The 12,579-nt window shown below is 63.4% G+C and carries 11 protein-coding genes; 5 read left to right on the top strand and 6 right to left on the bottom strand.

What is annotated here, in order from left to right:
• The first annotated feature begins 18 nt into the window (after positions 1-18).
• From dapE to DOM56_RS17940, 3 genes are read left to right on the top strand one after another with little or no spacing between them, the layout of a single operon-like run.
• Positions 19-1,200: a succinyl-diaminopimelate desuccinylase gene (gene dapE, locus DOM56_RS17950; protein WP_110710390.1), complete on the top strand. Its 1,182-nt coding sequence runs from the start codon at positions 19-21 to the stop codon at positions 1,198-1,200.
• Entirely contained in the window at positions 1,184-1,576 is a 393-nt protein-coding gene (locus tag DOM56_RS17945) for a hypothetical protein (RefSeq protein ID WP_110710389.1), read from the top strand. The genes dapE and DOM56_RS17945 overlap by 17 nt, the downstream gene beginning before the upstream one ends.
• A 49-nt stretch (positions 1,577-1,625) precedes the next feature.
• A complete protein-coding gene (locus DOM56_RS17940; RefSeq protein WP_110710388.1) occupies positions 1,626-2,561 on the top strand; it encodes a cation diffusion facilitator family transporter in 936 nt (311 codons plus the stop codon).
• 63 nt (positions 2,562-2,624) lie between these two features.
• On the opposite strand, the gene DOM56_RS20055 is transcribed toward DOM56_RS17940, so the two are convergent.
• On the bottom strand, positions 2,625-3,107 hold the full coding sequence (locus DOM56_RS20055) for a cold shock domain-containing protein (protein WP_110710387.1): 483 nt from the start codon (positions 3,105-3,107) through the stop codon (positions 2,625-2,627).
• Between the two features lie 140 nt (positions 3,108-3,247).
• Between DOM56_RS20055 and DOM56_RS17930 the strand changes: the two genes are divergently transcribed.
• Entirely contained in the window at positions 3,248-3,526 is a 279-nt protein-coding gene (locus DOM56_RS17930) for a SlyX family protein (protein WP_110710386.1), read from the top strand.
• 81 nt (positions 3,527-3,607) lie between these two features.
• On the opposite strand, the gene trxB is transcribed toward DOM56_RS17930, so the two are convergent.
• The 3 genes from trxB to DOM56_RS17915 form a co-directional block, all read right to left on the bottom strand.
• A complete protein-coding gene (gene trxB / locus DOM56_RS17925) occupies positions 3,608-4,561 on the bottom strand; it encodes a thioredoxin-disulfide reductase (RefSeq protein ID WP_110710385.1) in 954 nt (317 codons plus the stop codon).
• A gap of 160 nt (positions 4,562-4,721) precedes the next feature.
• Complete coding sequence (locus DOM56_RS17920) at positions 4,722-5,324, bottom strand: peroxiredoxin (protein ID WP_110602207.1); 603 nt, start codon at positions 5,322-5,324, stop codon at positions 4,722-4,724.
• A 149-nt stretch (positions 5,325-5,473) separates the two neighbouring features.
• Positions 5,474-5,680, bottom strand: a complete 207-nt coding sequence (locus tag DOM56_RS17915; RefSeq protein ID WP_110602206.1) for a CPXCG motif-containing cysteine-rich protein — start codon at positions 5,678-5,680, stop codon at positions 5,474-5,476.
• A 392-nt stretch (positions 5,681-6,072) separates the two neighbouring features.
• Here DOM56_RS17915 and acnA point away from each other — a divergent pair, with 392 nt between their 5' ends.
• Positions 6,073-8,835 (top strand): aconitate hydratase AcnA, encoded by a 2,763-nt coding sequence (acnA, locus tag DOM56_RS17910; protein ID WP_110710384.1) that lies wholly within the window; start codon positions 6,073-6,075, stop codon positions 8,833-8,835.
• Positions 8,836-9,267: 432 nt separating this feature from the next.
• Here acnA and DOM56_RS17905 read toward each other — a convergent pair whose 3' ends face one another.
• Both DOM56_RS17905 and DOM56_RS17900 read right to left on the bottom strand, forming a co-directional pair.
• Entirely contained in the window at positions 9,268-10,950 is a 1,683-nt protein-coding gene (locus DOM56_RS17905) for an NAD-dependent malic enzyme (RefSeq protein ID WP_110710383.1), read from the bottom strand.
• A 278-nt stretch (positions 10,951-11,228) separates the two neighbouring features.
• Entirely contained in the window at positions 11,229-12,443 is a 1,215-nt protein-coding gene (locus tag DOM56_RS17900) for a YeeE/YedE family protein (RefSeq protein ID WP_110710382.1), read from the bottom strand.
• Positions 12,444-12,579 lie beyond the last annotated feature (136 nt).

Raw genomic sequence — 12,579 nt, 5'->3', positions numbered from 1 at the left:
GCTGCCCTGGAGAACCGCATGCCCCAAGCGTCAATGACGACCGCGCCCTCCGACACGCTGACGCTGGCACTGGAGCTGCTCAAGCGACCGTCGGTGACGCCGGACGATCACGGCTGCCAGGCGCTGATGATCGAGCGCCTGGAACGCATCGGCTTCCAGATCGAACGGATGTCGATCGGCGGCATCGACAACTTCTGGGCCACCCGGGGCCAGCACGGCCCGATGCTCGCCTTTGCTGGCCATACCGACGTGGTGCCCAGCGGACCGGAGAGCGAGTGGCAGTACCCGCCATTCGAGCCGCGCATCGATGAGGCCGGTTTTCTCTGCGGACGCGGGGCCGCCGACATGAAAGGCAGCCTGGCGTCGATGGTGACGGCCGTCGAGCGCTTCGTCGCCGCCCATCCGGACCACCACGGCAGAATCGCGTTCCTGATCACCGCCGACGAGGAAGGCCCGGCGGTGCACGGCACCCGGGCCGTGGTGGAGCGACTGCGTGAGCGTCACGAGCCGCTGGACTACTGCATCGTCGGCGAGCCCTCCTCCACCAGCCATCTGGGCGACGTGATCAAGAACGGCCGCCGCGGATCGCTGGGCGGGGTGCTGCGGGTGCGCGGCATTCAGGGCCATGTGGCCTATCCACAACTGGCCCGCAACCCGATTCACCAGGCGTTGTCACTCCTGTCCGAACTGGTCGACGAGCCCTGGGATGCCGGCAACGACTTCTTCCCGGCGACCAGCTTCCAGATCTCCAATCTGCATGCAGGAACCGGTGCCACCAATGTCGTTCCCGGCGAACTGGAGGTGACCTTCAACTTTCGCTACTCCAGCGAGGTCACCCAGCTCCAGTTGCGCGAACGGGTCGAGCGGAAACTGGCCGCCCACGGGCTCGATTATCAGCTCGACTGGACCCTCAACGGCGAACCTTTCCTGACCGCGGAGGGGGAGCTTCTCGAGGCGGCGCGACGTGCCTGCGAGGCGATCACCGGCCATCGGCCGGCGCTTTCCACCTCCGGCGGCACGTCGGACGGGCGCTTCATTGCTACACTGGGCACGCAGGTGATCGAGCTGGGTCCTGTCAATGCCACCATCCACCAGGTCAACGAACGCATCCGTGCCGACGACCTCGATACCCTGAGCCGCATCTACGAGACGACACTCGAGCGGCTGTTCGCCAGAGGAACCCATGGAGCGTTTTCCTGATATCGAAATCTATCTGGCCGTCGCCGACGTCGAGGCCATCACCCGGTGGCTGCGACAGGCCCTCGGCGACGATGACCTGACGCTGGGCCGGGCCGGCAAGGGGATCTGGCGTGGCAGGACCGCTGGCGCCGAGCCAGGTGTCGGCATCATGCTGGTCGAACGCGCCGCCGATGGTTACGCCAGCCTGTGGTTCGACTGCGACGCCACGCCCTGGCCCCGAGACACCGACTGCGCCCGCGACGCCGCTCGCGAGCTGGGCTGCGAGGCCCGCTGTTCGCTGGGTGGCTGGCAGCCCGGTGACGATCCCGACCGATTCTGGCAGGTAACGCCGGACGGTCACGAGCACACCATAGAGTGGCCCGACTCGGGCCGCTGACCACGCCGTCGCCGCCGGAACGCGGCCGGTCCGACAGGGAGTCACCTACATGGCGGAATCCAAGCCAGTCATCTATGCCGCCATGGGCGGCAATCTGCTCATTGCGGTCACCAAGTTCGTCGCGGCCTCGATCACCGGCAGCTCCGCCATGCTCTCCGAGGGCATCCACTCGGTGGTGGACACCGGCAACCAGATTCTGCTGCTGTTGGGCATGAAGCGGGCCAAGCGACCGCCGAGCCCTCAGTTTCCGTTCGGTCACGGCAAGGAGATCTACTTCTGGAGCTTCGTGGTCGCGCTGCTGATCTTCGCGATCGGCTCCGGGGTCTCGCTCTACGAAGGTGTGATCCATATCCTGCACCCCGAACCGATCGAGTCGCCGCTGGTCAACTACATCGTGCTCGGCCTGGGTATCCTGTTCGAGGGCGCCTCATGGGCATTCGCGCTCAACGAGTTTCGCAAGACCAAGGGCAAGTGGGGCTACGTCGAGGCGGTACAGCGCGGCAAGGACCCGTCCATGTTCGTGGTGATCTTCGAGGACTCCGCAGCGCTGCTCGGCCTGATGGTCGCGCTCGCCGGGGTTGCCCTGTCGCAGTGGACCGGCATCCTGCTGTTCGATGGCATCGCTTCGATCATCATCGGGCTGCTGCTCGGCGGCACGGCCATCTGGCTGGCCATGGAGACCAAGAGCCTGCTGATCGGGGAAAGCGCCAACCAGCACGTGGTCGAGAGCATTCGCCAGCTGGCGGGAGATGCCGATGGCGTCGAAGGCGTCAACGAAGTCCTGACCATGCACATGGGCCCCAACTTCATCCTGGTCAATCTCAGCGTTCGCTTTGCTCGCGGCGCCACGGCGGAGCGCATCGAGCGTGCCATCGCCAAGCTCGACCGGGAGATCAAGCAGGCCCACGATGGCGTCAAACGGGTATTCGTCGAGGCTGAGGCGCGCGCGGGAGTCGACGAGACGCCATCGGCCTCCGGGGCGTGAGCAGGAAACGAAAAACCCCCGGAGGCAAGCCTCCGGGGGTTTCGGGCACTCCAGCCGCGGCTTTCAGGTGATGACGGTCACGTCGTCTGCCTGCAGTCCGCGGTCATTCTCGATCACGTAGTAACGCACCTTCTGCCCTTCGGCGAGCGTCCGGTGGCCCTTGCCCCGAATCGCCCGAAAGTGTACGAACACGTCCTCACCGTCGGCCCGCGTGATGAAGCCATAGCCCTTGTTGACATTGAACCATTTGACTTCACCCAGCTCGCGATCGTCGTTCTCCACGTCCGCCAGCATGGCAGCCGTGACCGCCCGCGGGGTCGCTGGCGCCAGCAGCGCCATGGCCAGCGTGCCCAGCCAAAGCACGATGAAGACGGCGATCACCGTCGCCCCATACATCGCCGAGACCCCTTCCACGTTCAAGAACCAGGTCAGGTCGGTGGCCAGCATGCTGCTGATCAGCGTGATCAAAAGACCGATCAGCAATGGCGAGGGTATCGAGAGGAGTAGACTGATCAGCGTACAACGCAAAATTACCTTGCTATTCATGGATTCTCATATCTCTGGACGTCGGAACAAGGAAAACGTACCGCGCCTTCTCAACAACGCGGAAACGGTCTTCATACCCAATATCGTTAATCGACTTTCACTAACTATTAATCGACTTTTACTAACTAAAGGTGCCGTGAATGGAAGATGACACACAGCGTCGGCAGTCTAGCACGGTCGAGACGCCCTCGCGTACGACCTCGGAAGCTCGCCTCGATGCACTCGAGAGCCGCTTGACGTTTCAGGAAGATTGGCTGGAAACCCTCGACCGCCTGGTGAGACAGCAGGCGACAGAACTCGAGCGGCTCGGCCGCGTCAATGCGCTGATGCGCGAGCGGCTCAGCGAACAGCGCCAGGCCATCGACGAGCTGGGCGGCGAGGTGCCACGCCCCGAGGACGAGCTGCCGCCGCACTACTGATCACGACCGCCGCCGTTCACCGCTCTGACGCAACGAAGCCCGGCATCGGCCGGGCTTCGTCGTGGGCGGAGATGGCCTGCCTCAATCGAGGCCGTCCAGAAACCGCTCCGCGTCCAGCGCCGCCATGCAACCGCTACCGGCGGAGGTGATGGCCTGGCGATAGACATGATCCATGACGTCGCCGGCGGCGAACACGCCAGGAACACTGGTCGCCGTGGCATTGCCCTCCAGACCGGACTGGACACGGATATAACCGTTGGCCATATCGAGCTGGCCCTCGAAAATCCCGGTGTTGGGGGTATGACCGATGGCGATGAAGACACCCATGGCATCGAGCTGCTTGGTCTCGCCTGTCAACGTGGAACGAAGTTGCGCCCCGGTGACCCCGCTGCCGTCGCCCAGCACCTCGTCGAGCGTATGGTTCCACTCGATCGCCATGTTGCCGTTCTCGACCTTCTCGAACAGGCGATCCTGCAGAATCTTCTCTCCCCGAAGGCTGTCGCGCCGGTGCACCAGCGTAACCTTCGAGGCGATATTGGAGAGATACAGCGCCTCTTCCATCGCCGTATTGCCACCACCGACCACGACGACATGCTGGTTGCGATAGAAGAAGCCGTCGCAGGTCGCGCAGGCCGACACGCCCTGCCCCATGAACTGCTGCTCGGAAGGGAGACCCAGATAGCGGGCGCTGGCGCCGGTGGCGATGATCAAAGCGTCGCAGGTATAGGTGCCATTGTCGCCCTTGAGGGTGAACGGCTTCTCGCGCAGCTCGACCTCGTTGATGTGGTCGAACAGCACTTCGGTCTGAAAGCGCTCGGCATGCTTGCGCATGCGCTCCATCAACTCCGGCCCCTGCACCCCTTCATCGTCGCCGGGCCAGTTGTCCACGTCGGTGGTCGTCGTCAACTGGCCACCGGCCTGCATGCCGGTGATCAGCAACGGCCTGAGGTTCGCCCGCGCGGCATAGACCGCGGCCGTGTAGCCTGCCGGCCCGGAGCCCAGAATAATCAGACGTTCGTGACGCGCGTCGCTCATGACTACCTCGATTCAGATCAACGATTCGGTTGGCGTATTGCTATTCGATACCCTGTGGCATGTCCCGAACCCGAGCCATGCCACAGGACACCGCGATAGGCGGGCATGATACCAGAAACGACAAAGGCGGCCCGACGGGCCGCCTCTGAAATCATGCCGTTTACAGGTTGCCGGCGTAGGTGCCCAGGTACTTGGCCACGCCTTCGGCTGTGTCCTTCATACCTTCCTGGCCCTCTTCCCAGCCCGCCGGGCAGACTTCGCCGTGAGTCTGGTGGTACTTGAGTGCCTTGACCATGCGCAGCATCTCGTCGACGTTGCGACCCAGCGGCAGGTTGTTGACCGTCTGGTGCTGAACGACGCCATCTTCATCGATCAGGAAGGAAGCGCGCAGGGCGACACCGGCTTCCGGGTGCTCGATGCCGTAGGCCTGGCAGATCTCGTGCTTGACGTCGGCCACGACAGGGAAGCCGACTTCGCCGATACCACCCGCGTCCGGCGAGGTCTTGCGCCAGGCGTGGTGCGTGTACTGGGAATCGATGGAAGCACCGATCACCTCGACGCCGAGCTCCTTGAACTTCGCCAGACGATTGTCATGGGCGATGATTTCGGACGGGCAGACGAAGGTGAAGTCCAGCGGCCAGAAGAACAGCACGCGCAGCTTGCCGTTGCTGTCGGACAGCCGGAAGTCATCCTTGATGGAACCATCCGGCATCACGGCGGCAGTTTCGAAATCCGGGGCTTGGCGTCCTACGAGTACGCTCATTGGCATCTCCTGTGTTGAGTCGTTATGTGATGGCAAATTGTGAAGTGGCTAGACTAAAGACTAACCACTGATGGGCCAATTTGATTGGCGCAATGAATCATATAGCAATTGACTATCAAATCTTGCCACGCGCGCTATCAAGCCGAGACCTATACCACGTCGTCGTCGCTGGCCAGCGTCACCCCTTCCAGCTCCCCGGAGAGCGTTGTCTCCACCACGACATGGATCGGCTGGCAGCAGATGGCGCAATCCTCCCAGGTGTCGTAACCGCCCGCGCTCAGATCCAGCAACAAGGAAAAGGGGGCATCGCAGTACGGACAGTGAACGGGCCAATCGACGAGTGAATCCTGTGGCATGGGTCATCTCCAGCCTTACGCTTGACCTGCAGGGTGTCTCTCCACCAACTACGCTGAAGTTGGTGGCGATCGGATACGCTTTCAAGGCCGCACCGGACGATAGTCGTGAAGCATCCAATTGAAAATGCATGTTATCGTGCCCATGATGATTGTCGACAACCTGTTCGTCCGACAGTCGCAGGGTCGATGCCGACGACTATCGGGTCTCTCGCGAGACCGGTTTCAGTGCGGTAGCGAAGCCCAGGCAAATTCAGATACAAGAGCGGTGTAAAGACACCCCATCGAAAGGCGGTCGACAGCCGGGAACGCTGTCGGATCGTAGCTAAGGAACCTGACAGGCTGGCTGGCGCCGATCATCGAGGCCAGCCGCCGCCATGAGGAGGATAACCCTGATGTCTACCGACCCGAGTCACACGCTAGCGACGCTCGACGTCAACGGCACGACGTTTCACTACTACAGTCTGCCCAAGGCGGCCGAAACGCTCGGCAACATCGACAAGTTGCCGATGACGCTCAAGGTCCTGCTGGAAAACCAGTTGCGCTACGCCGACGATGCCACCGTGGCCGAAGAGGATATCCAGGCGCTGGCCGACTGGCTCAGGGAGGGCAAATCGACCCGTGAAATCGGCTATCGCCCGGCGCGGGTCCTGATGCAGGACTTCACCGGCGTCCCCGGCGTGGTCGATCTGGCCGCCATGCGCGATGCCGTCAAGAAGCTTGGCGCGAAGGCAGAGCGGATCAATCCACTGTCGCCGGTGGATCTGGTCATCGATCACTCCGTCATGGTCGACCATTTCGGCGATGCGTCCGCGTTCAAGGACAATGTCGCCATGGAGATGGAACGCAATCTGGAGCGCTACGAATTTCTGCGCTGGGGTCAGAAGGCGTTCGACAATTTCCGTGTCGTGCCGCCGGGCACCGGCATCTGCCACCAGGTCAACCTGGAGTATCTCGGCAAGACGGTCTGGACCAAGGAGGTCGACGGCAAGACCTACGCCTTCCCCGATACGCTGGTCGGCACCGACTCCCACACCACCATGATCAACGGCCTGGGTATTCTCGGCTGGGGCGTCGGCGGCATCGAAGCCGAAGCTGCCATGCTCGGCCAGCCGGTATCGATGCTGATCCCCGAGGTCGTCGGCTTCAAGCTGACCGGCAAGCTCAAGGAAGGCATCACCGCCACCGATCTGGTGTTGACCGTCACCCAGATGCTGCGCAAGAAAGGCGTGGTGGGCAAGTTCGTCGAATTCTACGGCGACGGCCTCGACGACCTGCCGCTGGCAGATCGCGCCACCATCGCCAACATGGCCCCGGAATACGGTGCCACCTGCGGCTTCTTCCCGGTCGACGACGAGACGCTCAACTACCTGCGCTTGACCGGTCGCGACGAAGATCAGATCGAGCTGGTGAAGGCCTACAGCCAGGCCCAGGGACTCTGGCGCGAGCCGGGAGCGGAGCCGACGTTCACCGACTCGCTGGCACTGGACATGGATGAAGTCGAAGCCTCGCTGGCCGGCCCCAAGCGTCCTCAGGACCGGGTCGCGCTCGCCGACATGAAGTCGACCTTCGAATCCCTGATGGCCGGCGAGCAACCGGATGCCTCCCACGAAGAGAAGGCCAAGTGGACCGGTGAAGGCGGCGATACTGCCATCGGTGCGCCGCCCGCCGACGGCGAGGCCTACACCAGCGGCGCGGATTACCGCACCGGCGACAGCCAGGAGGTGACCTACGACGACGAGACCTTCTCGCTCAACCACGGCGCGGTAGTGATCGCCGCGATCACCTCCTGCACCAACACCTCCAACCCCAGCGTGATGATGGCCGCCGGCCTGCTGGCGCGGAAAGCCAAGGCAAAAGGGCTGACCACCAAGCCGTGGGTCAAGACCTCGCTGGCCCCCGGTTCCAAGGTGGTGACCGACTATCTGGCCGCGGGCGGCGTGCAGGACGACCTCGACGCGCTCGGCTTCAACCTGGTGGGCTACGGCTGCACGACCTGTATCGGCAACTCCGGGCCGCTGCCCGAGCCGATCGAGAAAGCGGTCAACGACGGCGATCTCACCGTCGCCTCGGTGCTCTCCGGCAACCGTAACTTCGAAGGCCGCGTGCACCCGCTGGTCAAGACCAACTGGCTCGCCTCACCGCCCCTGGTCGTCGCCTACGCCCTGGCCGGCAACGTCCGCAAGGACCTGTCGAAGGAGCCCCTGGGTAAGGATCAGGACGGTAACGACGTCTACCTCAAGGACATCTGGCCCTCCCAGGCCGAGATCGCCGAGGCGGTGGAGAAGGTCAAGACCGAGATGTACCGCAAGGAGTACGCCGAGGTGTTCGACGGCGACGAGGCCTGGCAGTCGATCGAGTTCCCGGAGAGCGAGGTCTACGCCTGGTCCAAGGACTCCACCTACATCCAGCACCCGCCGTTCTTCGAGGGAATGGACAAGGAGCCGAAGCCGGTCGAAGACGTCAAGAATGCCCGCGTGCTGGCCAAGCTGGGCGACTCCGTCACCACCGACCACATCTCGCCGGCCGGCTCGATCAAGCCGGACAGCCCCGCCGGCAAGTATCTGCAGGAGCATGGCGTCTCGGTGAAGGACTTCAACTCCTACGGCTCGCGTCGCGGCAACCACGAGGTGATGATGCGCGGCACCTTCGCCAACGTGCGTATCCGCAACGAGATGCTGGAGAACGTCGAGGGCGGCTACACCCGGCATGTGCCCAGCGGCGAGCAGATGTCGATCTACGACGCGGCAATGAAGTATGCCGAGGACGACACCCCGCTGGTGGTCATCGCCGGCAAGGAGTACGGCACCGGCTCCTCCCGCGACTGGGCGGCCAAGGGCACGCGGCTGCTCGGCGTGCGCGCGGTCATCACCGAATCCTACGAGCGTATCCACCGCTCCAACCTGATCGGCATGGGCGTGCTGCCGCTGCAGTTCCCCGAGGGTGAAAGTCGCGAGACGCTGGGGCTCACCGGCGACGAGACCATCTCCATCGAAGGTCTGGCGGACCTGACCCCGGGCGCCAGCGTCAAGGTGACCATCGAAAGCGACAAGGGCGAGAAGAAGATCGATGCCCTGTGCCGCATCGACACCGCCAACGAACTGGAGTACTACCGCCACGGCGGCATCCTCCACTACGTCCTGCGCAGCATGCTGTAAGCGCGCAACGCGTAGTTTGCACAGAAGGCAGCGAAGCCCCACCGATTGGTGGGGCTTTTTTGTGGATCCTGTGCCAAACGGACGAGGCGACTCATTTCATCTCCTCGTATTTACCACTGACCGGGCACCAACCTCCCTTCTGCTCATGGTCGTGAGGGGCAAGTCCCTCACACTCCCCTTCTTGACGCAGCGCAATAGCGAAACCCTGAACGCAGTCACGCTGAATTCGGGTCGGCGCAAAAGGGCATCCTGCCCAACGCGCCTCTTGCGACATCCATGTCGCAAGACCCGATTCATCGCTCCCGCGTTCAGCGCTATTGCGGAGGCGTCGAAGGCTGCCACCTCTCGAGCGTGGAGAGAAATATCCATCAACGAACAAGCCCCGCTCTCGGGCGGGGCTTGTTCGTAGCTCGTAGCTCGTAGCTCACGACATCAGATCGAACGCCGACGATACTGCCGATAACGCGGGTACCAGAAGTGGCCATGGATCGCGTCCCACAGCACTTCGTCGCTGGACGAAAGCGCGACACCGTCGGTCTGGGCCTGCTTGCCGACAGCGAAGGCGATCAGCTGGCTGATCTCGCGAATGTCACCCAGCGCCGGCAGCAGTGCGCCTTCGCCGGTCTTGACGATCGGCGCGCTGTCGGCGAGCGCATTGGACGCCGCCATCAGCATGTTGTCGGTGACACGCGTCGCATTGGCGGCAATCACGCCAAGGCCGATGCCCGGAAAGATGTAGGAGTTATTGCACTGGGCAATGGGGATCGTGCGGCCATCGATCTCCACCGGAGGGAACGGACTCCCCGTCGCCACCATCGCCTGTCCGTTGGTCCATTCCAGCACGTCCTGCGGAACCGCCTCGACCTTGGACGTGGGGTTGGAGAGCGGCATGATCAGCGGATTCTCGCAGTTGGCGTTGAGCGTCTTGATCACCTCCTCGGTGAACAGGCCGCGCTGGCCGGAGACGCCGATCAGGATGGTCGGCTTGGCGTTGCGGACCACGTCGAGCAACAGGCGGGTATCGCTGTCGAAGCCCAACTCGGCGGGATCGTGGGCGAGCCGCTGCTGGAAGCTGTGCAGCCCCTCCATATCGCTGGTCAGCAGGCCATCCTTGTCGACCATGAAGATGCGTTTTCTGGCGTCGGCTTCCGACAAGCCTTCGCGCGTCATCGCAATCACGATCTGCTCGGCGATCCCGCAGCCGGCGGACCCGGCTCCCGCGAAGGTGATGGTCTGCTCGCTGAGCTTGGCGTTCTTGGCCTTGCACGAGGCCAGCAACGTCGCCACGCAGACCGAGGCGGTGCCCTGGATATCGTCGTTGAAACAGCAGAGCTCGTCCCGATAACGCTCCAGCAGCGGCATCGCGTTGGTCAACGCGAAATCCTCGAACTGCAGCAGCACGTTGGGCCAGCGAGCCTTCAGCGACTCCATGAACAGGGTGATGAACTCGGCATACTCGTCCGGCGACACGCGCTTGTGGCGCCAGCCCATGTACATCGGATCGTCGAGCAGCTTCTGGTTGTTGGTGCCGACATCCAGCGTGATCGGCAGCGTGTAGGCCGGGCTGATGCCGCCACAGGCGGTGTAGAGCGAGAGCTTGCCGATCGGAATGCCCATACCGCCGATGCCCTGATCGCCGAGGCCGAGGATGCGTTCGCCATCGGTGACCACGATCACGCGCACCTTGTCCTTGGTCGCGCTGCGCAGGATGTCGTCCATCCGATGGCGGTCGGGGTAGGAGATGAACAGGCCACGATGGTTGCGATAGATATTGGAAAACTCTTCGCACGCCTCGCCCACCGTCGGGGTGTAGATGATCGGCAGCATCTCCTCGAGATGCTCTTCCAGCAGGCGGAAGAACAACGTCTCGTTGTCGTCCTGGATCGCCCGCAGGTAGATATGCTTGTCAAGGTTGTTCTGGCACAGCGTGTACTGGTGGTAGGCCCGTTCGAGCTGCTCTTCGATGCTCTCGACGTTCTGCGGCAGCAGACCCACCAGATTGAACTCGACCCGTTCTTCGCGGGTAAAGGCGCTGCCCTTGTTGAGCAGCGGCGTTTCCAGCAGCGACGGCCCCGCGTAGGGGATGTAAAGCGGGCGCTTGGCGTGATCGGACATGAATCGACTCTCGCGGTAACCAACGAATGAAACGCGCCTGTCGGACGGGCGATCTCACCGGTCGTTGGTGTGGGCCCGATGGCGCATTGTCGTTATCGACCGTGCGGCTGCCACGCAACCGGACGGACGCCCCGAGCGAGCCGAAGCTGCCCGGGGGCCGACCAGTATGCCATCTGCTGCCGCCGATGGCATGTCCGCCATGGAAACCCTTACCAAAGACGTAACGGCGCACGAAAAGCCCCGCCGTAGCGGGGCTCGTCTGGTCGTTACCCGGTCGCTCAGCAGCTCGCCGCGACCGGCTTGGCCGGGCCAGGGAAGAACAGCGGGCGCAGCCGCACCCCCAGCATGTTGCCGGCGAACGCGGCCACCAGCCACAGCCAGCCGTGCAGGCTGCCGGACGCGATACCGCTGAAATAGGCCCCGATGTTGCAGCCGAACGCCAGCCGAGCGCCATAGCCCAGCAGCAGCCCGCCAATCACGGCGGCCGCCACCGAGCGCAGCGGAATCCGCAGGCTCGGGGCGAAGCGCCCGGCCAGAGACGCCGCTAGGCCCGCCCCCAGGATAATGCCGAGGTTCATCACCGTGGTGATATCGCTGAAGACGCTGCTGTCGAGAGAAGCGGCACGACCGGGGTTCTGCCAATAGCCCCAGGCGGTGACGTCGCCGCCGACAGCCTGGAACGCCTTGGCGCCCCATAGCGCGAAGGCCGAGGTAATTCCCCAGGGCCGGCCGGCCAATGACAGCGTCAGGAAGTTGAGCAGCGCCAGGCCGATCGCCCCGGCCAGGATCGGCCACGGTCCGGTCAGCCAGCGGCCCGGTCCCGGCGCCACCGATGAGGTCTGCTCCAGTTGCCCGTGACGACGCTTCTCCATGACCACCGTCAAGGCGGCGATGCCCGCAAACAGCATCAGACTGGCGGCGATACCGCCCCCGGTACCGAAAAGATCGATCATCGAGGTGGGCTGGAACGCCGGCAGGCTCTGCCACCAGGCAAAGTGCGCCGTGCCGATCACCGAGCCGACGATGAAGAAGAGCAGCGTGATGACCATGCGGGCGTTGCCGCCACCCACGGTGAACAGCGTGCCGGATGCGCAACCGCCGCCCAGTTGCATGCCGATGCCGAACAGAAAGGCGCCGACGATGACGGAGATACCGATGGGCGAGACGAACCCCTCGACCGGATGGCCGAACAGCGTCCCCGCTCCCAGTGCCGGGAAGAACAGCACCACCGCCAGCGCCAGCATCACCATCTGTGCGCGCAGCCCACGACCGCGGCGCTCGGTGATGAACACCCGCCAAGCCGAAGTGAAGCCAAAGGAGGCGTGGTAGAGCACGACACCCAGACCGCCGCCGACCAGCATCAGCCAGCCCTGATTGCCACCGAAGGCGAGGCCGACGGTCAGCGCCCCGAGAGCAAGCAGCAGCGCGGCGATCCACGCCTTGGGCGAGAGCCGGCCGATGCCGGGCGGCGCCGTTTTCGTCAAAGTCGTCATAAAACAACCCCTTCCTTAGACTAAAATCGAATGGGCGATACTTTAGTCTTTTACTCAGGAATTCGAAAACGACGAAATGGTCTTTGAATAGACGCTTTTGTTATAGATGAATCGGCGGAAGCTTCGGGCTTCGGGC

The sequence above is a fragment of the Salinicola sp. CR57 genome (assembly GCF_003206585.1).
GTDB classification, from domain to species: domain Bacteria; phylum Pseudomonadota; class Gammaproteobacteria; order Pseudomonadales; family Halomonadaceae; genus Salinicola; species Salinicola lusitanus.
Note: the sequence above shows the minus strand (reverse complement) of the source record. Positions and strands in the feature narration are given on the sequence as shown.

Bases quoted from the DNA above. Each gene is read 5' to 3' on its own strand.
- dapE (WP_110710390.1), top strand. From the start codon at position 19: ATGCCCCAAGCGTCAATGACGACCGCGCCCTCCGACACGCTGACGCTG.
- DOM56_RS17945 (WP_110710389.1), top strand. From the start codon at position 1,184: ATGGAGCGTTTTCCTGATATCGAAATCTATCTGGCCGTCGCCGACGTC.
- DOM56_RS17940 (WP_110710388.1), top strand. From the start codon at position 1,626: ATGGCGGAATCCAAGCCAGTCATCTATGCCGCCATGGGCGGCAATCTG.
- DOM56_RS20055 (WP_110710387.1), bottom strand. From the start codon at position 3,107: ATGAATAGCAAGGTAATTTTGCGTTGTACGCTGATCAGTCTACTCCTC.
- DOM56_RS17930 (WP_110710386.1), top strand. From the start codon at position 3,248: ATGGAAGATGACACACAGCGTCGGCAGTCTAGCACGGTCGAGACGCCC.
- trxB (WP_110710385.1), bottom strand. From the start codon at position 4,561: ATGAGCGACGCGCGTCACGAACGTCTGATTATTCTGGGCTCCGGGCCG.
- DOM56_RS17920 (WP_110602207.1), bottom strand. From the start codon at position 5,324: ATGAGCGTACTCGTAGGACGCCAAGCCCCGGATTTCGAAACTGCCGCC.
- DOM56_RS17915 (WP_110602206.1), bottom strand. From the start codon at position 5,680: ATGCCACAGGATTCACTCGTCGATTGGCCCGTTCACTGTCCGTACTGC.
- acnA (WP_110710384.1), top strand. From the start codon at position 6,073: ATGTCTACCGACCCGAGTCACACGCTAGCGACGCTCGACGTCAACGGC.
- DOM56_RS17905 (WP_110710383.1), bottom strand. From the start codon at position 10,950: ATGTCCGATCACGCCAAGCGCCCGCTTTACATCCCCTACGCGGGGCCG.
- DOM56_RS17900 (WP_110710382.1), bottom strand. From the start codon at position 12,443: ATGACGACTTTGACGAAAACGGCGCCGCCCGGCATCGGCCGGCTCTCG.